The following is a 21,733-nucleotide window of genomic DNA, read 5'->3' as shown; positions in this document are numbered from 1 at the left end:
GTGCACGGCTGGTATAGTCGGGCGGACCGACACTTCCATCGAGCAAGGATTCCCCATGACGGATCTTTCCGCTTTCCCGATCACCCGCAAATGGCCCGCGCAGCATCCGGACCGCATCCAGCTCTATTCGCTGCCCACGCCCAATGGCGTGAAGGTCTCGATCATGCTCGAGGAAACCGGCCTGCCGTACGAGCCGCACCGGGTGGCGTTCGACACCCAGGACCAGATGTCGCCGGAGTTCCTGTCGCTCAACCCGAACAACAAGATTCCCGCCATCCTCGATCCCGACGGCCCGGGCGGCAAGCCGCTGCCGCTGTTCGAGTCCGGCGCCATCCTGATCTACCTGGCCGAGAAATCGGGCAAGTTCATCCCGCGGGATCCCGCCGGCCGCTACCAGGCCATGCAGTGGGTGATGTTCCAGATGGGAGGCATCGGCCCCATGTTCGGCCAGGTGGGGTTCTTCCATAAATTCGCCGGCAAGGACTACGAGGACAAGCGCCCCCGCGACCGCTACGTGGCCGAGTCGCGCCGCCTGCTGGGCGTGCTGGACCGCCACCTGGAAGGCAAGGCCTGGATCCTGGGCGACGACTACGGCATCGCCGACATCGCCACCTTCCCCTGGGTGCGCAACCTGGTGGGCTTCTACGGCGCGGGCGAGCTGGTCGGGTTCGCCGACTTCGCCAACGTGAAGCGGGTGCTGGATGCCTTCGTGGCGCGTCCCGCCGTGCAGCGGGGCTTGCAGATTCCGGCGGCGCCCGGCGCCTGAGGACGGCTGCGACCAGGTGCCACGCGGGGGCGTGGTGCATGTCGGCGCGATGGGTGGAATAGGGATTTCATCCAGCTAGCCAAGCGGTGGCGGGCAGCCATAATGGCTATCACCACGAAAAGAGACATCAGCCGTTCCCCGCGTATGCATCAACTCCTCCTGGAATCGTTTCAAGCGGCCGTCGCCGCCGCCGACCCCCTCCACATCACCGCCCGCCACCTTCCGGCCCCACCCAGGGGCCGCACGGTCGTCGTCGGCGCGGGCAAGGCCGCCGCCAGCATGGCCCGCGCCGTCGAGGCCGCCTGGCCCGCCGACGCCCCGCTGGAGGGCCTGGTCGTGACCCGCTACGGGCACGGCATGCCGCTCGACCGCATCGCCTGCGTCGAGGCCGGCCACCCCGTGCCCGACGCGGCCGGCGAACGGGCCGCCGGCGACATCCTGCGGCTGGCTTGCGACCTGGGCGAGGACGACCTGCTGATCGTGCTCGTGTCCGGCGGCGGTTCCAGCCTGTTGTCGCTGCCGGTGCCGGCGGTGCCCATGGCCGCGCTGCGCGAGGTCACCCAGTCGCTGCTGCGCAGCGGCGCCCCCATCGAATCGATGAACGTGGTGCGCAAGCACCTGTCGCAGTTGCAGGGCGGACGCCTGGCCGCGTCGACGCGGGCCCGGGTCCTGGGCCTGATCGTCTCCGACGTCGCCGGCGACGATCCGTCCGCCATCGCCTCCGGTCCCACGGTGGCCGATCCCAGCACCTATGCCGACGCGCTCGACATCCTGCGCCGCCACGGCGTGCAGGCGCCGCGGCCGGTGGTCGACTGGCTCGAGGGCGGGGCCGCGGGGCGCCACCCCGAGACGCCCAAGGCGGGCGATCCGGTGTTCCAGCGGGTGGAGAACCACGTCATCGCCACCGCCCAGCAAAGCCTGCAGGCCGGCGCGCGCGTGCTGCGCCGCGCGGGTATCCAGGCGGTGGTGCTGGGCGACACCGTCACGGGCGAGGCCCGCGAGGTGGCCAAGGTCTATGCCGCGCTGGCGCGCCAGATCGTGCGGCATGGCGAACCCTTCGATGCGCCGGTGGCGCTGGTATCCGGAGGAGAATGCACGGTCACGGTGCGTGGAAGCGGCCGTGGCGGGCGCTGCACCGAATTCCTGCTGTCGCTGGCCGCCGAGCTGTGCGGCGAAGCCAGGATCTCGGCCCTGGCCTGCGACACCGATGGCATCGACGGCAGCGAGGACAACGCCGGCGCCTGGTGGGACAGCGAGCGCCTGCGGCGGGCTGCGGCCCGGGACGTCGCGCCCGGCCCGTGGCTGGACGCCAACGACGCCTGGGGCTATTTCCGGGAACTCGACACCCTGATCACGACGGGGCCCACGCTGACCAACGTCAACGACTACCGGGTCATACTGATCGAGGCCGAGCGAACCAGTCGCTGACCAGCTTCACCCAGAAGCTGGCCCCCAGCGGCAGCAGTTCGTCGTTGAAGTCGTAGCTGCCGTTGTGCAGGGTGCATGGCCCCAGCCCGTGGCCCGCCTCGCGATGCGCGCCGTCGCCGTTGCCGATGAAGACGTAGCAGCCGGGTTTTTCCTGCAGCATGAAGGCGAAGTCCTCGGCGCCCATCGTCGGTTCGGTCGCGGCATCCACCTGGTTGGGCCCGACCAGCGAGCGCAGCACGTCGGTCACGAAACGGGTCTCGTCGGGATGGTTGATCAGCGGCGGGTACTTGCGCTGGAAGTCGACCTCGATGCGGGCGCCGTGGGCCAGCTCCATGCCCCGGGCGATCTCGTGCATGCGCTGCTCGATCAGGTCCAGGACCTCGATGGTGAAGGTGCGCACCGTGCCGACCATCTCGGCCTCGTCGGGCACGATGTTGGTGGTCGTGCCCGCGTGGATCTGGGTGATGCTGAGCACCGCGGTGTCGATGGGCTTCTTGTTGCGGGTCAGGATGGTCTGCAGCGACTGCGCGAGCTGCACCGCGATCATGACCGGATCGATGCCCAGGTGGGGCAGCGCGGCGTGGGTGCCCTTGCCCCGGACGACGATGCGGAAATCGTTGCTGGAGGCCATCATCGGGCCCGGCGTCACGGCGAAGCTGCCGACCGGGATGCCGGGCCAATTGTGCATGCCGAACACGGCTTCCATGGGAAAGCGCGTGAACAGCCCGTCGTCGATCATGGCCTTGCCGCCGCCGCCGCCTTCCTCGGCCGGCTGGAAGATCAGGTAGACGGTGCCGGGGAAGTCCCGGTGCGCCGCCAGGTGGCGGGCGGCGCCCAGCAGCATGGCGCAGTGGCCGTCGTGGCCGCAGGCGTGCATCTTGCCCGGGTTCACGCTGGCGTGCTCGAAGGTGTTGAGTTCCTGCAGAGGCAGGGCGTCCATGTCGGCCCGCAGGCCGATGGCCGGTCCGTTCCTGTCCGTGCCTTCCAGGACGCCGACCAGGCCGGTGCCCCCCAGGCCGCGCACGACGGGGATGCCCCATCCCTCCAGCAGGCGGGCAATGGTGTCCGACGTGCGGTGCTCCTCGTAGCACAGCTCGGGGTGGGCGTGGAGGTCGCGTCGGATCGTCTTCAGGTCGCTGTGGAAAGCGACGATGGGTTCGAGCAGATTCATGTGGAACTCCTGAACGTTGCCCCGCCGCGGGTGCGAGCGCGCCGCGCCTTGTCCAGGCGGTCGCGAAGGCGGGAAGGGCCGATGTGCCGCGCCGTGTCCGGCGTCGCCGGCGGGGTCGTGTGCCCCGGGGCCGGCGGTTACCATAGCCATTATCTCCAATGAGCTTGTCCATGGCGAGTGTAACGACGAGGGGCCGGGCGGCCTGGGGCGCCCTGGTCCTGGCAGCGGCGCTGGCCGGGTGCGCCGACCTGCGCTACTACGCGCAGTCGATAGGCGGACATTCGTCGCTGCTGCAGGCGGCGCGGCCGGTCGACGAGGTCCTGGCCGATCCCGCCACTTCCCCCGATTTGCGTGAACGATTGCGTCATGCGCAAGACGCGCGCCGCTATGCCAGCCAGGTGCTGGGCCTGCCCGACAACCGCAGCTACACCGAATACGCCGACGTCAAGCGCCCCTACGTGGTCTGGAACGTGTTCGCCACGCCGGAACTGTCCCTGCGGCTCAAGCAGTCCTGTTTTCCGGTGGTGGGATGCATAGACTACCGGGGCTACTACAGCGAAGCCGAGGCCCGGCGGACGGCCGCCGAGCTGAAGGCACAGGGCTGGGACGTGCACGTGGGCGGCGTGCCCGCCTATTCGACGCTGGGCTGGTATCCCGATCCCTTCGTCAACACCTTCATCCGCCTGCCGCCGGCCGAGGTCGCGCGCCTGGTTTTCCACGAACTGACCCACCAGGCGGTCTACGCGAAGAACGACACGACCTTCAACGAGTCGCTGGCCACGGCGGTGGAGCAGATCGGCGTCGACCGCTGGCTGCGCGAGCCGCAGAACCAGTCGCTGCGGCCCGCGTACGAGGCGTTCGATGCGCGCCGGCACGATTTCGTCGCGCTGCTGCTGGAGACGCGGCGGCAACTGGCGCAGGCCTACGGCGAGACCGGCGCCCGCCAGGGGCCGGCGCCCACCACGCCCGATCCGGCGGGCCTGGGGCCGGACGAGATCGAGCGGCGGCGCGCCCGCAAGGCCGAGATCATCGCCGACCTGAAGTCCCGCTACGAGCGGATGAAGCGCGAGCGGTGGCATGGCTACGCCGGCTATGATGCCTGGTTCGCGCAGACCTTGAACAACGCGCAGTTCGCGGCCATGGGCGCATACCACCAGTGGGTGCCGGCGCTGCTGGCCATGGCGCGCCGCTGCGAAAGTTGCCGCGACGGCAGCCTCGCGCCGTTCCTGGACGAGGCGCGCGAGTTGGCGCGCCTGCCGTATGCCGAGCGCCGGCGGCGATTGCTCGCGGAAACCGAACGCGCGCAGGCGGCTGGGCTATCATCGGCGCAATAAGCCGACACCGCGCGGCAAAGACTGGACCAGGAGACGTGCATGCAAAGACCGTGGCTGGCGTACTACCCGCCGGGCATTCCCGCCGACATCGACCCGGGACGCTACCGGTCCCTGATCCAGTTGCTGGAGGAATCGTTCGAGCAGTACGCCGGGCGCCCGGCCTTCGTCTGCATGGGCAGGACGCTTGCCTACGCCGACATCGACGCCATGTCGCGCAAGCTCGGGGCCTGGCTGCAATCGCGCGGGCTGCCGCGCGGCGCGCGCGTGGCGCTGATGATGCCCAACGTCCTGCAATACCCCGTGGCCATCGCGGCGGTGCTGCGGGCCGGCTACACGGTGGTCAACGTCAACCCCCTCTACACCGCCCCGGAACTGGAGCACCAGCTCAAGGACAGCGGCGCCGAGGCCATCGTCATCCTCGAGAACTTCGCCCATACGCTGCAGCAGGTGCTGCCCGCCACGGCCATCCGGCACATCGTGGTGGCGTCCATGGGCGACCTGATGGGCGGCGTGAAGGGCACCGTGGTCAATGCCGTGGTGCGCTACGTCAAGAAGCTCGTCCCGCCGTTCAGCCTGCCGGGCGCCGTGAGCTTCCGGCGCGCGCTGGCGCAGGGGGCGGCACGGGAGTTGGCGCGCCCCGAGGTCGGGCCCGACGACATTGCCTTCCTGCAGTACACCGGCGGCACGACGGGCGTGGCCAAGGGGGCCGTGCTGCTGCACCGGAATCTGGTCGCCAACGTCCTGCAATGCGATGCCTGGCTGCTGACCGACGAACAGCCTTCCGGCCAAGGCGGACAGCGCACCCAGCACATCTTCGTCTGCGCCCTGCCGCTGTATCACATCTTCGGCCTGACGGTGTGCGCCCTGCTCGGCATGCGGGCGGGTGGCCTCAACGTCATGGTGCCCAATCCGCGCGACATTCCCGACCTGGTCAGGACCTTGTCCGGTTACCGCTTCACGCTTTTTCCCGGCGTCAACACGCTGTTCAACGCGCTGCTGAACAACGAGAAGTTCCGTTCGCTGGATTTCTCGGGGCTGCGCGTGAGCGTGGGCGGCGGCATGGCGGTGCAGAAGGCGGTGGCCGACCGCTGGCGCGAGGTGACCAAGTCCCCGCTGTGCGAGGGCTACGGGCTGTCGGAGACCTCGCCGGTGGCCTGCTGCACGCCCATCAACATCAAGGAGTATTCCGGCACCATAGGCATCCCGCTGCCGTCCACCGACGCGGCGATCCTGGACGACGACGGCGCGGCGCTGCCGATAGGCGAGCGCGGCGAGATCGCGCTGCGCGGCCCGCAGGTCATGCCGGGCTATTGGAACATGCCGGACGAGACCGCCCGCGTCATGACGGCCGACGGATTCTTCAAGACCGGCGACATCGGCATCATGGACGAGCGCGGCTACATCCGCATCGTCGACCGCAAGAAGGACATGATCCTGGTGTCGGGCTTCAACGTCTATCCCAACGAAGTCGAGGCCGTGGTGTCCCAGCACCCGGGGGTGCTGGAGTGCGCCGCCATCGGCGTGCCCGACGAGCATTCCGGCGAGGCGGTGAAGGTGGTCGTGGTCAAGCGCGATCCGGCGCTGACCGAGCAGGACCTGAAGGCCTTCTGCCGGGACCGCCTGACCGGCTACAAGCGGCCGCGCTACATCGAGTTCCGGTCGGAACTGCCCAAGTCCAACGTCGGCAAGATCCTGCGGCGCGAACTGCGGACCGGCACCGAGGCGGCCGCCTAGCGGGTACCTCCCGGCCGTGCCCCTACAATGGCGGCGTCTGCCCGATCGCGGGCATTGTCCGGGAGTTCACATGCCAGGTCGGATGGCTGACCATCGTCTTCGTGCGTCGCATGGCATCGTGCGCCGCGCGCTCGCGCCCGCGGGCCTTTTCGCGCTGATGGCCGCGGCGCCCTTGCGGGCGGACGCGGGCGTGACCTTCAAACTGGACCGCCTCCAGGCCGGGCCCGGCGAGACCGTGCGTATCGAGGCCATGTTCTTCAATGAAGGCAACGCCACGGTGGCCTGGGACGCGCCACGCGAGCTGGTGCTGCAGTGGCGGGACGCGGCCGGCCACGTCGTGCGCGCGCCCGCGCGGCTGGACGGCGGCTCCGCCGTGCTCCAGGTGCCCGTGGGCCAGTTCTCGCGCGCGACCTGGTCGGCCGTGGTGCCCGAGCAGGCCCGAGGCCTGCAGGCCATCGCGATCGAGGGCGAGCCGGTGCTGCTGGCGCTGGATGCCACGCCCGCCGAGAAGGGCGCCATCGTGGGATCGCCGGCGATCGGCCCCATCGTCGACCCGCGCGCGCCCAACGCCGTGCCACAGGTGCCGGACAACGGCGTGCTGGCCGCGGTCAGCGGCATTTCGGCGGGGTCGGGGCCGGGCAGCACCGCGCTGTCCGGGCCGGCGCCGGCCGAGGCTGCCGCCCCGGGCAACGACGAGCACGACGTATTGAGCCGCTTCCGCAGCGCGCTCTCGCCCTACGAGCCGGTGTACTTCAGCTTCGGCGCCCGCCCGAACCTGAACGCGCGCTTCCAGGTCAGCCTGAAGTTCAGGCTGTTCCAGCCCAACGACGGCGAGGAAACGGGCTTTCTCAACAACCTGTACCTGGGCTACAGCCAGACCTCGCTGTGGGACATAGGCGAGAACTCCGCGCCGTTCCGCGACAGCAGCTACCGCCCCGCGGTCTTCTGGCTGTCCGACCGGGTCTGGGAATCGCAGGATCGCCGCAAGTCGCTGGGTTTCGACGGGGGGTTCGAGCACGAGTCCAATGGCCGCGACGGCGACACCTCGCGCGCCATCAATTCCCTGTACGCCCGGCCCACGCTGCGCTATCGCCTGGACGACGGCAGCACGCTCAGCTTCGGCCCCAAGATCAAGTACTACATGACCCGCGAGGGCAATCCGGACATCGCCGACTACCGGGGCCACGTCGACTACCAACTGCGCTGGGCCAAGGATGACGGCCTGATGGTGTCGGCGCTGGTGCGCAAGGGCCACGAGAAGGGATCGCTGCAACTGGACATGGCCTACCCGCTGCGCAAGCTGGGCCTGGGCCGCCTGAACGGCTTCCTGCACGTGCAGTATTTCAACGGCTACGGCGAGACCCTGCTGGACTACAACGTGCGCGCCAAGTCGCAGGTGCGCATCGGCCTGATGATCGTGCGCTGAGCGGTCTTCAGCCCGCGCCGGCGGCCTTGAGGTTGGGACCGATCAGGTCGTGCAAGGCCTTGGCCACGCCGGGGCCGCCGGCGACGATGTTGCCTTGCTCGGGCCAGGGAGCCCGCCCGAACGGGTCGAAGGCCTGCCCGCCGGCTTCGCGCACCAGCAGCGTGCCGGCGGCGACGTCCCACGGCTTGAGCCGCAGCTCCCAGTAGCCGTCGAAGCGCCCGCAGGCCACCCAGGCCAGGTCGAGCGCCGCGGCGCCGTTGCGGCGCACGCCGCGCGTGCCGTGCATGGCGTCGCGCAGCATGGGCAGGTAGCTTTCGGTGAACGACATGTCGCTGTAGGGAAAGCCGGTGGCCAGCAGGGCATCGGCCAGGGTTTCCGTGCGCGAGCACTGGATGCGGTGGCTGTTGAGCCAGGCGCCCACGCCGCGTACCGAGGTGAACATCTCTTCACGACAGGGATCGTAGATCACTCCCACCACGGGCCCGGGCTCGCACCGCGTCTCTTCGAAGGCGATGCCGCAGCCTTCCTGGGCCACCAGCGCGATGGAAACGGCGTAGTGGGGAATGGCATGGACGAAATTGGTGGTGCCGTCCAGCGGGTCGATGTACCAGCTGGCGGGACCGGAAGGCGAGCCCCCCGTCTCCTCGGCCACGATGCCGTATTGCGGCGTGCGCGCGCGCAGGACCTCGATGATCGCGATTTCGGCTTCGCGGTCCGCCTGCGAAACCAGATCGTTGCGGGCCTTCAGGTCGATCACCAGTTCCGAGCGCTTGTGCGCATAGGCTTGCAAGATCGCCGCGCCGGCGTGCGCGGCTGTGACGGCGGCTTCGAGCGCCTTGAAGAGATCCAGCGGGACGGGCTTGTCCATGGTGGCGGCTGCGGGGATGCTCATACAGGGAGTGTACCCCCCCTACGCGCTTACGCGCGCCCCCCAGGGGGCGAAACCGGCGGACTGGCAAAGCCAGATCCGCGGTTTCCTGGGTCTAGTACGCGCTTCTTGGATTGGATCACCGTTGCTACCGCTGGCAGCCAGCGATAGCACCCGTGCCAAACCCAAGATAACGGTACTAGACCCAGGATGCAGTGGATCCAGCTTTGCCGGTCCACCCGCATCGCCCCCTTGAGGGGGCCCGCGTAGCGGGTAGGGGGTGGGCTTCCCTTCCGGTCCACCCGCATCGCCCCCTGGGGGGCGCCCGAAGGGCGTAGGGGGGGGTTATCATCCTCGCCGTGTTTACCCCCCTGACTCCTTCCCGCCCGGCCTTCGATCAGGACGGCCTGCCTTATAGCCCGCTCTACGGCGACATCTACCATGCCGCCCAGGGGGCGTTGGAGCAGGCTCGCCATGTGTTCCTGGCGGGCAACGGTCTGCCGGAGCGATGGCGCGGACGCGAGCGCTTCACCGTGTGCGAGACGGGGTTCGGGCTGGGGCTGACTTTCCTGGCGCTATGGCGCGCCTGGCGCGACGATCCCCGGCGCAGCCGGAGGCTGCATGTGGTGTCCGTCGAGGCCCATCCCTTTGCCCGCGAGGACCTGGCGGAGCTGCTGCGCGCGCGGGTGCCCGCCGGGTGGGACGACATGGCGGCGCAACTCTTGGCGCAGTGGCCGCCTCTTCTTCCCGGCCTGCACCGGCTGGACCTGGATGGCGGCGCGGTGACGCTGACCCTGGCCTTCGGGCTGGCCGAACAGATCGTGCCCCGGCTGGTCCTGCGCGCGGACGCTTTTTTCCTGGATGGATTCAAGCCGTCCGCGAATCCCGGCATGTGGTCCGAGCCGCTGATGAAGGCGCTGGCCAGGCTGGCCGCGCCGGATGCCACGGCGGCGACCTGGGCGAGCGCCGGCGCGGCGCGCCGCGCCTTGCAGGCGGCGGGTTTCGAGGTCGAGCGCAGGGAGGGCTTCGGCGGCAAGCTGCACATGACGGTGGCGCGCCATGCGCCGCGCTTCGAGCGCCGCCACGCGCCGGCCGAGCCGCCGTCCTTCGCCGAGCGCCATGCCATCGTGGTGGGAGCGGGCATCGCCGGGGCCGGTGTGGCGCATGCGCTGGCGTTGCGTGGCTGGCGCGTGTCCGTGTTCGATGCGGCCTGGACTTTTCCCCCGCAAGGTGGCGGCCATCTGGCCGCCGCATTGACGCCGTTGCTGGCCCGGGACGACAGCCCCCGCGCGCGCCTGAGCCGTGCCGGTGCCTTGCGCGCGGCCGCGCGCTGGGCGCCGTGGATGGACGGCGGGATCGTCGCCCGCTGCGGCACCGTGCAGCAGGCCAAATCCGACGACAAAGAGGCCGGCATGCGCGCCATGCTGGAGGAGCTGCGTTTTCCGGCCGACTGGGTGCGACCGGTGACGCGGGACGAAGCCAGCGCGCTGGCGGGTTGCCCGACGGCGCGCGGCGGGGTCTATTTTCCGGGCGGACTGCGGGTGCGTCCGCGCCTGCTGGGGGCGGCGCTGCTGTCCCGGCCGGGCATCGAAGTCCGGGCGGCCCGGGTAGCCCGCATCGAGGCGCTGGCGGCGGACGTGCCGTCGGGCCGCCGGTGGCGGGCCCTCGACCAGGAAGGCGCCACGCTGGCCGAGGCCGAGATCGTGGTGCTGGCCAATGCGGCCGAGGCGCCGCGGCTGCTTGCCGCCAGCGGACTGGCCGCCGACGGCGAACTGCCGGGTTTCTTCGGGCAAAAGGCCATAGCGGGACAGATCACGCTGCTTCCCGCGCAAGATGCCGCCTGGCGCCCGCCGCGCTGCGTGGTGGCGGGCGACGGCTACGTGCTGCCCGCCGTGGACGGCGCCTGCGTGGCCGGCAGCACGTACGTCCACGATGCCTCGCGCGCCGTCGTCACGGCCGAGGGCCACGCGGTCAACCTGGACCGGGCCGCGCGGCTGCTGCCGGAACTGGCCGGGGCCGGCCTGGATCCCGGCGCGTTCACGGGCTGGGCCGGGTGGCGCGCCGTGCTGCCCGGCAGGTTGCCGGTGATCGGCGAATCGCCTGTCCATGGCGGGCTCTGGGCCGCCTCGGGCTATGCCTCGCGTGGCCTGAGCTGGTCGGCGCTGGGAGGCGACATACTGGCCGCTTCCCTGGAGGGAGAACCCATGGTGCTGGAGGGGGATTTGCTGCGCATGATCGCCTGGCGCTGATCCCGGGCCGAATCGTGGGAAAATAGCGGGATTAACAGCAAAAAAGACGTGCCTGGGGGCGCGCGGTGCCCGGCCCGCGTGTCCCGATCCGCTGCTTCCAGGGGCGCGGGATGGCCCCGGATACGGCCTTGCCGGGCCTCTCGCGGCGCCCCGCGAAGCGCGTCCGTGCGGGAGACGGCTTCTTCCACGGTTTATTTGCCTCCCCGAATCCGTCAAAATAGAGGTTTTGGCGAAAAAGTGCGGTCATTTGCCGCATTTGGGGCGGATAGCGGGGCCTCGCGAGGGTTGCGTCTTTGCTATTGCCAATCTGTCGAAAGCGATCGAGGGAAACCTGTGCCACTTCAATTCGACTCCTCCCGCTACCAGCGTCTGGAATCCCTGTCTCTCAACACGACCAGCCCGTCCGCCGTCCGTTTCACGACGGACCAGGGCCAGCCGGTGCTGGTCGAGGCCAGCGCGCCAGGCGTGTTCAGGTTGAGCATGGGCACGCCCGCCGCCACCGGCAAGGCGGCCTCCGGCTCCGCCACGCGCGCCGCCGCCCTGCATGATCTGCTGGCCCGGGACGAGGCCATAGGCGAGGCCGTGGTTGAACAGGCGGATGTGGCCGGCCAGCCCGGCTGGCGCATCGTCCAGGGCGACAACGTACTCGAGATCGCCGCCAATCCCGTGCGGCTGGCCTTGTACCGCAAGGGGCAGCAGGTGCTGGCCTCGTCCGCGGACCAGGACCTGTGCCCGCTCGGCACCGAAGACGCCGCGGCCCCGACGTCGTGGGCCCTGTGCTTCGACCTCGCGGCTGGCGAAGCCGTCCACGGCCTGGGCGAAAGCCGCATCATGCTGGACCGCCGCGCCGAGCGCGTGGTGTCCGACGAGGCCGAGTCGCGCGCCCTGCCGCTGGCCTGGAGCCCGCGCGGCTGGGGGCTGTACGTCAATACGCTCGAATCCGTCGTGCACGACATCGGCCTGCCCGAGTTCGCGCCCGACAGCTACGTGGTGACCGTGGCCGACGCCCAACTGGACGTGTTCCTGTTCGTGGGCGAGCCGGCCGAGATCCTGAACCAGTACACCCAGTTGACCGGCCGCGCGGGACAGCCCACGCTGTGGAGCATGGGCACGTGGCTGCACCAGGCGCCCGATACCGGCGCCGAGCAGCTCGCCGCCGTGGCCGGCCAGATGCGCAGCCGCGGCGTGCCCCTCGACGCCGTGTCGTTCCGGCCGCCCGCGGCCTGGGAGATCCGCGCCAAGCTGAACCTCGAATGGGACGCCGCCCGCTTCCCCGATCCGCGCCAGGTGCTGGGCGAGTTCAAGGGCCTGGACCTGAAGGTGTGCGCACCCGGTTTCCCGGGCGTGCCCACCCATAGCCCCATGTTCGCCGAACTCGAGGACAAGGGCTGGCTGCTGACCGACGAATCCGGCGCCGCGCAGGTGTTCGCCGGCGTGCCCGCCAGCGCGGGCGTCGCCTTCGGCCTGCTCGACCTGACCCACCGCGACGTGTGGACCTTCTGGCGCGACAAGATCCGCCAGGTCATGGACGAGGGCGTCGATGCGGTGTCCTGCGACATCCAGTTCGACATCCCCGACGGCGTCGAGGCGCGCAACGGCGATACCGGCGCGCGGCTGCGCACGGCCTATCCCATGCTGGTCAAGCGCTGCCTGTTCGAGGCGGCGGCCTGGAACAAGACCCCGCCCGAGGGCGTGGTGTGGAGCCGCGATCTCTTCCCGACCGGCCAGCGCCTGCCCATGCAGGCCCCCGTGTCCGTGCCCAACACCTGGGAAGGACTGGCCGAATCGCTGCGCGCCGCGCTGACGGCGGGGGCCAGCGGGCTGCCCGCCCATGCCCACGACATCGGTTCGCCCCAGCATCCGCGCGACGCCATGACGCCCGAGCTGTACCTGCGCTGGCTGGCGGCCGGCGTGTTCAGTTCGCACCTGCGTTTTCACGCCGTGCCGGGGCTGCTGCCCTGGGACTTCGGCGAGGAGGCCTTCCAGCACGCGCAGACGCTGATGCAGTGGCGCTATAGGCTCATTCCCTACGTGCTGGGGGTGATCGAGGACGCGGCCCGCACCGGCCTGCCGGTGCAGCGTTCCATGGCCCTGTCCTTCCCGGACGATCCCGAGGCGCATGCCCACGAGCTGCAATACCTGCTCGGCCCGGCCCTGCTGGTCGCGCCGGCCGTGCAGCCCGGCAACCAGATCCGCGTCTATTTCCCCAAGGGCGAAGCCTGGTGGGACCTGAACACGGGCTGGCGCTACGAGGGCGGCACGACCTGGACCTTCGAATGCGGCCTGGACCGCCTGCCCGTGTTCGGCCGCGAAGGCCACATGCTGTGCCTGGGGCCCGCCGCCCAGCACACCGGCGAGTTCAACTCCGCCCGCATCCTGGACGAGGTCTGGCTGTTCGGCATGCCCGTGCACAACCCCAGCGTGATGCGCAACAAGATCCGCGTCATGCAGATGCAGGGTTCGAGCTACGCCAAGGGCCTGGAAGGCCTGAAGATCCTGCCCTCCGAAGGCCTGGAAGTGAAGCGCCGCGGCGCCGAAGTCCGTATCTCTCGGGCGAGGTAGGAGACCCCCCCCCTACGCGCTGACGCGCGCCCCCCAGGGGGCGAAACCGGCGGACTGGCGGAGCCAGATCCGCGGTTTCCTGGGTCTAGTACCTGTTTCTTGGCACGTCACACTGTTGCTATCGCTGGCAGCCAGCGAAGCACAGGTGCTCCAACCCAAGATAAAGGAACTAGACCCAGGATGCGGTGGATCCGGCTTTGCCGGTCCACCCGCATCGCCCCCTTGAGGGGGCGCCCGAAGGGCGTAGGGGGTGGGCCCATCAGTCCTCGCAGGGGCTGTCCAAGGTGCCGCGGGCCAGCTTGTCTACGACCACCGACTCTACCGGGGGTTCGCCGCTGCGGGCGATGTGGCCGTCTATCCACATCAGGACCGGGGTGCCGGGGGCCACGCGCAGTTTGGCGTAGGCGTCGGCCAGGGCCTGGGCCTGGCCGGTGGACGACACCGGATAGCGCTTGCCGGTGCTGCAGATGGCGAAGGTGGGCTGGCCGTCCTTGGCCACCACCTTGCCGCGCATGGTGAAGGTGTCGGTGATGAAGTCCACCTCGAACTGCTGGGTCAGGGCGTAGTTCAACGTGGACTGGATGGGTTCGCCGTTCTGGTCCAGCATGCGCAGCGTGCTGCCGGAGATGAACTCGTAGAGCCCGCCCTCGTTGCGGTCGCCGATCAGGCGGATCTGGTCGGGCGAGTCGAACAGGCGTTCCCAGCGGCCGGTGCTGATGAAGCTTTGTTCCTTGTTGTCGCGCGTGCCGAAATACACCCGGCGCATGCGCCAGGTCCAGTCGGGCAGCAGCGTGAGCGTGACGCGCTGGCCGGCGCAGTCGGCGCAGGGGATCACGCCGCGGAAGGTTTGCGGCTGGGCCAGGGGCACGCCCCTATCCTGTCCGCCTCGCTCGGCCTGTTCCCGCGTCACGGCGGGCGGCGGCGGGATCACCGCGTCGGCGGCGGCCAGGGTGCCGGAGCGCTCGCGGTCGGGCAGGGGGATGGAGCACGCGCCCAATCCGGCCGCCACGGCCAGGGCGGCGGCCAGGGTGGCAAGGCGGGAAGGGGCGGGGCGGGAGGAAAGGGGCGGGTTGGTCATGACGGCTCCGGCTCTTGAGATTTATCGCAAGTCTAACCTGTTGCGTCTGCCGGCATGCGACGGGAAGCGCGGCGGGCATCGACGGATGCCGTGCCGGGGGCAGGACATTTATTGCCGTGCCCGTCCCACGCGGGGCCCCGGGGGCGGTTAAGCTTGCGGGGGGCCGCCGTGGCGGCGTTTACATCCTTGTCTATGTCATTCGTGCAGATACTCGCGGCCACCCCGTGGCTGGCCTATGCGGCCGCCGCCGTGCTGGGGCTGGTGGTGGGCAGCTTCCTCAACGTCGTGATCGCGCGCCTGCCGCAGATGATGCAGCGCGCCTGGCAGGAGCAGTGCGCGGAGCTGCACGGCGCCGCGCAACCCGGGCAGGCCCGCTTCGACCTGGCCTATCCCCCCTCGCATTGTCCGGCCTGCCGGCATCCGATCGCCTGGCGCCACAACATCCCGGTGCTGGGCTGGCTGGCGCTGCGCGGCCGCTGCGCCCATTGTGCCGCGCCCATCTCCTGGCAATACCCGCTGGTGGAACTGGCGGCGGCGGCGTTGTTCGCGGCCTGCGTCGCGGTGTTCGGCGTGACCTGGACCAGCCTGGCCGCCATGGCATTCTGCGCGGCCTGCCTGGCGCTGGCCGTGATCGATCACCAGACCTCGCTGCTGCCGGACGACCTGACGCTTCCGCTGCTGTGGGCGGGCCTGTTCGTCAACCTGTGGGGCGGTTTCGCCTTCCTGCCCGACGCGGTCATCGGCGCGATGGCCGGCTACGGGGTGCTGTGGTCCGTGTATTGGCTGTTCCGCCTGCTGACGGGCAAGGAAGGCATGGGCTACGGCGATTTCAAGCTGCTGGCCGCCATCGGCGCCTGGCTCGGGTGGCAGAGCCTGCCGCTGGTCATGGTGGCGGCCTCGCTGGCCGGTGTGGCGGTGGCCGGGGTGCTGATGATCGCCGGCCGCGTGCGGCGCGACCAGCCGCTGCCATTCGGGCCGTACCTGGCGGCGGCGGGCGTGGCCGCGATGTTCGCGGGCGACGCATGGATTAAGCTGCTGGCATGGTAGGCACACTTCCTTCTTTCCCCGCCCGTCCCTTGCGCGTGGGCCTGACCGGCGGCATCGGATCCGGCAAGACCGCCGTGGCCGATATCCTGGAGGCGCAGGGCGCGGCCGTCATCGATACCGATGCCATCGCGCATGCGCTGACCGCGCCGGGCGGACTCGCCATCGAGCCGCTGCGGCGCGAATTCGGTCCGGACATGATCGGTCCCGACGGCGCGATGGACCGTCCCCGCATGCGGGCCCTGGTGTTTTCCGACGCACAGGCCAAGACGCGGCTCGAGGCGCTGATCCACCCGCTCATCGGCCAGGAGGTCGAGCGCGAGGCCGCCCGGCGCCAGGGGCTCTATCAGGTCTTCGTGGTGCCGCTGCTGGTGGAGTCGGGTCGCTGGCGGGACCGGGTGGACCGGATCTGCGTGGTCGATTGCGACGAGGCCACCCAGGTCCGGCGCGTGCAGCGCCGCAGCGGCCTGGCTCCCGACATGGTCGCCCGCATCATGGCCGCCCAGGCGACGCGCGCCCAGCGGCTGGCCGTGGCCGACGACGTCATCCTCAACGATGGCCAGACCACGCCCGGCCAGCTGTCCGAGCGTACGCTGGCCCGGCATCGCGCGTGGCTCGACCTGCTGGCGCTGCCCTAGCAGGCTGCCCGGGCTTTACTGGATGTCCAGCTTGCGGATCAACGTGTCCCAACGCGCACGCGTGTCGCGCAACCACGCCGTGGTCTGCGCCGAGTCGGCCCAGAACGGCGTCACCGCCATCTGATCCAGTTGCCGGCGCACTTCCGCGCTTTCCAGGATGTCGTGCAGCAGGCCTTCCCACTTCGTCACCACGGCCGCCGGCGTGCCGGCGGGAAACAGGACCACCTGGCTGAATCGCACGTCGAAGTCGGGTACGCCCTGTTCCTGCGCCGTGGGGACTTGCGGCAACTGGGGATTGCGGATGGCGGCGGACGTGGCCAGCGCCTGCAGCGCGCCGGACCGGACATAGGGAAGGGTGTTGGACGAGGCCACGAAGGCCAGCGGCACGTGGCCGGCCACCACGTCCGACAGGGCGGGGGCGTTGCCCTTGTAGGGCACGTGCGTGCCGCGTATGCCGGTGCGGGCCTTCAGGAGTTCGAAGGTCAGGTGGCCGGGCGAGGCCAGGCCGGCCGAGGCGTAGGTCAGGTCCTCCTTCCTGGCCCGGTCCAGGAAGTCGCGGAAATCCTTCAGCCCCAGCCTGGGGTGGGCCACCAGCACCTGCGAGGTGGTGCCGAAGATGCCGGCCGGCACGAGATCGCGGTAGGGGTCCAGTCCCATGTTCCGGTAGACCGACGGATTGATCGTCAGCAGGTGGTCGACGCTGACCAGCGCCGTATAGCCGTCCTTGGGCGAGCGCGCGACGTATTCGGCGCCGATGTTGCCGCCGGCGCCCGCCCGGTTCTCGACGATGACGGGCTGTTTCAGGCGCGATGCCGCCTGTTCGGCGATCAAGCGGGCGATCAGGTCCAGCGGCCCGCCGGCGGCGAAGTTGACGACCAGCTTGACCGGATGGTCGGGATAGTCGGCGGCCCGCACCGAGGGCGCGGCGGCAACGAGGGAAAGCACGAGGAAAAGGCGCGCAAGCGGTCGCATGGGGTGTCTCCGTGGAAGGGGGGCGGGCTGGCTGGAGCCAGTCTGGTCGGCGCCGTGCCGGCATTATGGGAACGGAGAGGTATTTGTTTCCAATGATAAAATGCCGCTCTGTCATACATAAAATTCATGGCAATGGACTGGACCCGGCGCCTGCGCATCCGGCAGCTCGAAGTGCTGAGCAGCCTGGCCGACACGTGCAATCTCAGCCACACCGCCGAACGTCTCTGCATGACGCAGCCGGCCCTGTCCAAGTGGCTGGCCGAGCTCGAGGCCGAACTGGGCGTGCCCCTGTTCGAGCGCCATTCGCGCGGCCTCGTGCCCACGCGTTTCGGCGCCGCCATGGCCGAACATGCCCGCGTCATGCTGGCCGAGGTCGAGCGGGCCAGTCATGCCATGGCGCTGATGGCCGAAGGGGCGGACGGGCACCTGTCGATCGGGGTGACGGCCACGGTCTCGACCGGCCTGCTGCCGGACAGCGTGGCCTTGCTGCTGGCCCGGCGTCCCGAGACCCGGCTGTCGATCACCGAGTCGACGCTGGACCAGCTTCTGCCGCCCTTGCTCGAGCGCCGCCTGGATTTCGTGGTCACGCGCCTGGAGGGCGATGCCATCGACGATCGCCTGCGCTGCACGCCGGTCTATGGCGAAAGCATCGCGGTGGCCGCGCCTCCCTCGCACCCGCTGGCCGGCCGCCGCGGCCTGGCCTGGACGGATCTGGAAGGATGCGGCTGGGTGGTGCCGCCCCAGGGCAACCCGCTGCGCCGCGAGCTGGACGCCGAGTTCGCGCTGGCCGGCCTGCCCGCGCCGCGCTACCGGGTCGAGGCGGTCGGCATCCTGATGCTGGTGGCCATGATGCAGCGGGCCAACCTGCTGACCGCGCTGTCGCGCCGCGTGCTGGGCTACTTCCAGGCCGCCGGGCAGCTCGTGGCGCTGGACCTGCCCACGCGCCGGCAGGGCATGGTGGGCATCCTGCGCCATCGCGACGCGCCCGACACCGCCTTGCATCGCGACTTCCACGAGGCCTTGCTGGAAGCGGCCGGCGCGGCGGGCGTCACAACTCGAAACCGCATTGCCGAGCCGCCTGCTTCAAAGTAAGGGGTGATCGGGCCACGGTTGAGTGTTTTTCCGGTGGGCTCCGTACCTACAATGGAGGTGTTCCGAAGCGCCCGCGCAAGGGCCGTTCGGAAGCGGGCGCGGCAAGTGTCGCCGTGTCCATGCCGTACAGGTATATTTCTACGAAATTCCGATTCCGGACGGTCTACGTGGTTCTTTACGAATACCCATTCAACGAGCGCGTCCGTACGCTGCTGCGTCTGGAAAGCCTCTTCGACAATCTGTTCTTCTTCGTGCGGCAACCGGATGCCCGCGGGCATCACGTCGCATTGACCACGCTGTTCGAAATCCTGGATGTATCGGCGCGCGCCGATCTCAAGTCCGACCTGCTGCAGGACCTGGAGCGCTATCGCCAATCCCTGAGCTCGCTGCGCGAGCATCCCGGCGTCGATCGCCAGACCCTGGACGTCATGTTGTCCAGCATCGAGCAGGCCACGGGTTCGCTGGTGGCACAGGGCAAGACCGGCCAGCCGTTGCGGCAGAACGAATGGCTGACCAGCATACGCAGCCGCCTGGCGATCCCGGGCGGGGCGTGCGAGTTCGACGTTCCTTCCTTTCATGCCTGGAAGCACAAGCCTGTCGAGCATCGGGTCCAGGATCTCGCCCAGTGGGTCGAGCCCTTCCTGCCCATACGCGACGGCCTGGCCATCGTGCTGAAGATGCTGCGCGAATCGGGCCGCCAGGTCGCGGTGGTGGCCGAGGGCGGCGCCTTCCAGCAGATGCTGGGAGGCAAGGCCTATCAGTTGCTGCGCATCTACGTCGACGAGGCGCTGGGCGTGTTTCCCGAGGTCAGCGCCAACAAGTACATGGTGTCGGTGCGCTTCTCGTCGCAGGGGGGCGACCTCAAGCCCCAGCCGGTGGTGGCCGACGTGCCCTTCCAGCTGACGCTGTGCAACAGTTTCTAAGCGCGGCGGCCCCTTCGTCCGCTGGCTACAATGCTGCCATGGTCAAGAACGTCAAATGTCCCACTTGCGCCAAGCTGGCTCCGTGGAGCCCCGAGAACGCCTGGCGGCCCTTCTGTTCCGAGCGCTGCCGCCAGATCGACCTGGGGGCGTGGGCGGCCGAGAAATTCTCCATTCCCGGCGCGCCGCTGGAGACCGACGACCTGAGCGGCGACACCTCGGGGCGCCTGTTTCCTCCGCCGCAATCGGTGAACTGAACGGGCCCTAGGCGTTGGCCAGCAGTGCCCGGATGTCCAGCGACCGCAGCAACTGCATGGTTTCCCGCGTCAACCGGGTCAGCGGCTGCAGCCGTGCCGTGCACATGATCAGATTGTTGTGCATGGACGGCGTGTGTACGCGGGCCGTGGCCAGCGTGCCGGCGCGCCGCTGCGGCCCGATGGCGCTGGCCGACAGCAGCGCGTAGCCTTCGCCGCTTTCGGCCAGCGCCACCATGGTGTGGACCGCGTTGACCTCGGCGACGATGTTCAGGGCGATGCCGCGCCGGCGGCAGGCGGCGTCCACCACCGCGCGGATGGTGTTGGGCTCGCAGGGCAGGATCAGCGGATAGTCCGCCAGGGCATCGACCGGCAGCGATTCGGGCAGCCGCTCGCCCGGACCCGGCACGCATCCCACCAGCATCAGTTCCTCCTGGAATACCGGTTCGTAGTCCAGCGTCTCGCCGGGGGCGGGATCGTACAGCAGCGCGACGTCGACCCGGCCTTCGTGCAGCCATTCCCTCAGGCTCACGCTCAACCCCTCGGTCACGGTCAGCGCGGCGCCCGGCAGGCGTTCGCGAAAACCGCGCACCAGGCTGGGGGCCAGCAGGTGGGCGATGCGCGGCGGAAAGCCGACCACGATCTTGCCGCGGGGCACGGCCTTCAGTTCGTGGATTTCCTGGCGCGCGGTGGCCAGGCGGGCCAGGACGACCCGGGCGTGCTCCAGCAGGCACCTGCCCGCCTCGGTCGGCTCCACGCCGCGGCCGTTGCGGTACAGCAGGTGCTCGTGCAGCTCCACCTCCAGCAGGCGGATCTGCCGGCTCAGGGAAGGCTGGGTCATTTCGAGCACCATGGCGGCGCGCGTGAAGCTGCCGGCATCGACGACCTGGACGAAGTACTCGAGTTGCTTGATATCCATGCCTGTCTCGCGTTACATAGAGAAGTTCTATAGCTGCTAGAGCTGTTCTGCAATTTACTCGATATGTCCCGACTTCAATAATGGGCGCTTCCGCAAAGGCGGACCCATCGGAGGCGTTTCATGAAGAAGTCGGAGTTGCCGGTTGCGATCATCGGCGCGGGTATAGGCGGGCTGGCGGCGGCGACCGCGCTGCGCGCCCAGGGCGTGGAAGTGCAGGTCTACGAACAGGCGCGGCAGTTCGCGCGCATCGGCGCGGGCATCCAGATGACGCCCAATGCCATGCGGGTGCTCGATGGGCTGGGGCTGCGCCCGCAACTGGAATCGATCGCCTTCGCCCCCCGGTCGTCGTTGAACCGCGCGCACGACACCGGCGCCGTGACGAACGAGTTTCCGCTGGCCGGCGCGGTCCTGGAGCGCTATGGCATGCCCTTCCTGGCCATGCACCGGGGCGACCTGCACGCGGCGCTGGCGGCGCGGGTACCGGCGGCGCACATCGCGCTGGGCAAGAAGCTGGTGCACCTGGACCAGGGCGATGGCGAGATCGTACTGCGCTTCGAGGATGGCACCCAGGCCCGCGCCCGCGCGGTGATCGGCGCCGACGGCGTGCATTCGCTGGTGCGCGAACTGCTGCTGGGCGAGGAGCAGCCCCGTTTCACCAGCCGCGTCGCCTACCGGACGACGTTCCCGGCCAGCCGGCTGGGCTCGCTCGACATCGGCCAGTCGCGCACGAAATGGTGGGGACCGGACCGCCACATCGTCATCTATTACGTCACCCGGAACCAGGACGAAATCTATTTCGTCACCAGCCAACCCGAGGATGCCGGCTGGCTGACCCCTGAATCATGGTCGGCCAAGGGCGACCTGGAGGTGCTGCGGGCGGCCTATGCCGATTTCCATCCCGACGTGCGCGCGGTGCTGGCGGCATGCCCGGACGTGCACAAATGGGCGATCTTCCAGCGCGATCCGCTGCCGAGCTGGGGACGGGGCAACGTCGTGCTGATGGGCGACGCCTGCCATCCGATGACGCCCTACATGGCCCAGGGCGCGGCCATGGCATTGGAGGACTCGGTCGTCCTGGCGCGCTGCGTGGCCGCCCACCGTACCGACCTCGACGCGGCGTTCCGCCTGTTCGAGCAGGTTCGCAAGCCCCGCACGTCGGCGGTGCAGGCCGGATCGAGCGCCAACAACTGGATGCGCGAGTCCACCAATCCCGATTGGGTCTACGGTTACGACGCCTGGAACGTGTCCCTGGACGCGGGCGCGCAATAAGCCTTCGCC

The 21,733-nt window shown here is 69.6% G+C and carries 18 protein-coding genes; 13 read left to right on the top strand and 5 right to left on the bottom strand.

The annotated features are described in order from the left end of the window. The first annotated feature begins 55 nt into the window (after positions 1-55). A complete protein-coding gene (locus tag N5K27_RS19000) occupies positions 56-766 on the top strand; it encodes a glutathione S-transferase N-terminal domain-containing protein (RefSeq protein WP_132979045.1) in 711 nt (236 codons plus the stop codon). 144 nt (positions 767-910) lie between these two features. Beyond that, complete coding sequence (locus N5K27_RS18995; RefSeq protein WP_132979044.1) at positions 911-2,194, top strand: glycerate kinase; 1,284 nt, start codon at positions 911-913, stop codon at positions 2,192-2,194. Here N5K27_RS18995 and N5K27_RS18990 read toward each other — a convergent pair. Beyond that, entirely contained in the window at positions 2,160-3,365 is a 1,206-nt protein-coding gene (locus N5K27_RS18990) for a M20 aminoacylase family protein (protein ID WP_087837606.1), read from the bottom strand. The two genes, N5K27_RS18995 and N5K27_RS18990, sit on opposite strands and share 35 nt — an antisense overlap. Before the next feature lie 170 nt (positions 3,366-3,535). Here N5K27_RS18990 and N5K27_RS18985 point away from each other — a divergent pair, with 170 nt between their 5' ends. The 3 genes from N5K27_RS18985 (at position 3,536) to N5K27_RS18975 (ending at position 7,859) form a co-directional block, all read left to right on the top strand. Beyond that, positions 3,536-4,699: an aminopeptidase gene (locus N5K27_RS18985; RefSeq protein WP_279818107.1), complete on the top strand. Its 1,164-nt coding sequence runs from the start codon at positions 3,536-3,538 to the stop codon at positions 4,697-4,699. Positions 4,700-4,738: 39 nt separating this feature from the next. Then, complete coding sequence (locus N5K27_RS18980; RefSeq protein ID WP_279818105.1) at positions 4,739-6,433, top strand: long-chain-fatty-acid--CoA ligase; 1,695 nt, start codon at positions 4,739-4,741, stop codon at positions 6,431-6,433. A gap of 82 nt (positions 6,434-6,515) precedes the next feature. Continuing rightward, positions 6,516-7,859 (top strand): phospholipase A, encoded by a 1,344-nt coding sequence (locus N5K27_RS18975; RefSeq protein ID WP_279818104.1) that lies wholly within the window; start codon positions 6,516-6,518, stop codon positions 7,857-7,859. 7 nt (positions 7,860-7,866) lie between these two features. Here the strand turns inward: N5K27_RS18975 and N5K27_RS18970 are convergent, their stop codons facing one another. Continuing rightward, positions 7,867-8,751: an inositol monophosphatase family protein gene (locus N5K27_RS18970; protein ID WP_243724377.1), complete on the bottom strand. Its 885-nt coding sequence runs from the start codon at positions 8,749-8,751 to the stop codon at positions 7,867-7,869. 335 nt (positions 8,752-9,086) lie between these two features. Between N5K27_RS18970 and mnmC the strand changes: the two genes are divergently transcribed. Continuing rightward, the gene (gene mnmC / locus N5K27_RS18965) at positions 9,087-10,976 is read left to right on the top strand and encodes an FAD-dependent 5-carboxymethylaminomethyl-2-thiouridine(34) oxidoreductase MnmC (protein ID WP_347945145.1); all 1,890 of its coding nucleotides are present in this window, start codon (positions 9,087-9,089) and stop codon (positions 10,974-10,976) included. A gap of 333 nt (positions 10,977-11,309) precedes the next feature. Beyond that, positions 11,310-13,538, top strand: a complete 2,229-nt coding sequence (locus tag N5K27_RS18960) for a TIM-barrel domain-containing protein (RefSeq protein ID WP_132979040.1) — start codon at positions 11,310-11,312, stop codon at positions 13,536-13,538. 259 nt (positions 13,539-13,797) lie between these two features. On the opposite strand, the gene N5K27_RS18955 is transcribed toward N5K27_RS18960, so the two are convergent. Further along, positions 13,798-14,616: a copper resistance protein NlpE N-terminal domain-containing protein gene (locus tag N5K27_RS18955; protein WP_279818102.1), complete on the bottom strand. Its 819-nt coding sequence runs from the start codon at positions 14,614-14,616 to the stop codon at positions 13,798-13,800. Positions 14,617-14,808: 192 nt separating this feature from the next. On the opposite strand from N5K27_RS18955, the gene N5K27_RS18950 reads away from it, so the two are divergent. Both N5K27_RS18950 and coaE read left to right on the top strand, forming a co-directional pair. Continuing rightward, positions 14,809-15,663: an A24 family peptidase gene (locus N5K27_RS18950; RefSeq protein ID WP_279818150.1), complete on the top strand. Its 855-nt coding sequence runs from the start codon at positions 14,809-14,811 to the stop codon at positions 15,661-15,663. Then, positions 15,657-16,298 (top strand): dephospho-CoA kinase, encoded by a 642-nt coding sequence (gene coaE / locus N5K27_RS18945; RefSeq protein ID WP_087837615.1) that lies wholly within the window; start codon positions 15,657-15,659, stop codon positions 16,296-16,298. The genes N5K27_RS18950 and coaE overlap by 7 nt, the downstream gene beginning before the upstream one ends. A gap of 15 nt (positions 16,299-16,313) precedes the next feature. Here coaE and N5K27_RS18940 read toward each other — a convergent pair whose 3' ends face one another. After that, the gene (locus N5K27_RS18940) at positions 16,314-17,270 is read right to left on the bottom strand and encodes a tripartite tricarboxylate transporter substrate binding protein (protein ID WP_279818099.1); all 957 of its coding nucleotides are present in this window, start codon (positions 17,268-17,270) and stop codon (positions 16,314-16,316) included. A gap of 126 nt (positions 17,271-17,396) precedes the next feature. On the opposite strand from N5K27_RS18940, the gene N5K27_RS18935 reads away from it, so the two are divergent. From N5K27_RS18935 to N5K27_RS18925, 3 genes are all read left to right on the top strand, one after another. After that, positions 17,397-18,362 carry a LysR family transcriptional regulator gene (locus tag N5K27_RS18935; protein WP_279818097.1) on the top strand — a complete coding sequence of 322 codons (966 nt, stop codon included), beginning with the start codon at positions 17,397-17,399 and terminating at the stop codon, positions 18,360-18,362. 167 nt (positions 18,363-18,529) lie between these two features. Next, entirely contained in the window at positions 18,530-19,285 is a 756-nt protein-coding gene (gene zapD / locus N5K27_RS18930) for a cell division protein ZapD (RefSeq protein WP_087837618.1), read from the top strand. Between the two features lie 38 nt (positions 19,286-19,323). After that, positions 19,324-19,539 (top strand): DNA gyrase inhibitor YacG, encoded by a 216-nt coding sequence (locus tag N5K27_RS18925; RefSeq protein ID WP_087837619.1) that lies wholly within the window; start codon positions 19,324-19,326, stop codon positions 19,537-19,539. A gap of 7 nt (positions 19,540-19,546) precedes the next feature. Here N5K27_RS18925 and N5K27_RS18920 read toward each other — a convergent pair whose 3' ends face one another. Then, a complete protein-coding gene (locus N5K27_RS18920) occupies positions 19,547-20,455 on the bottom strand; it encodes a LysR substrate-binding domain-containing protein (RefSeq protein WP_087837620.1) in 909 nt (302 codons plus the stop codon). Between the two features lie 120 nt (positions 20,456-20,575). Between N5K27_RS18920 and N5K27_RS18915 the strand changes: the two genes are divergently transcribed. Beyond that, positions 20,576-21,724, top strand: coding sequence for an FAD-dependent monooxygenase (locus N5K27_RS18915; RefSeq protein ID WP_279818094.1), 1,149 nt, complete (start codon positions 20,576-20,578; stop codon positions 21,722-21,724). Positions 21,725-21,733 lie beyond the last annotated feature (9 nt).

Origin of the sequence: Pigmentiphaga sp. GD03639, from assembly GCF_029845405.1 — a bacterium.
GTDB classification, from domain to species: Bacteria; Pseudomonadota; Gammaproteobacteria; order Burkholderiales; family Burkholderiaceae_B; genus Pigmentiphaga; species Pigmentiphaga daeguensis.
The sequence above is the reverse complement of the archived record's forward strand: the minus strand, read 5'-3'. Positions and strand labels throughout refer to the sequence as shown.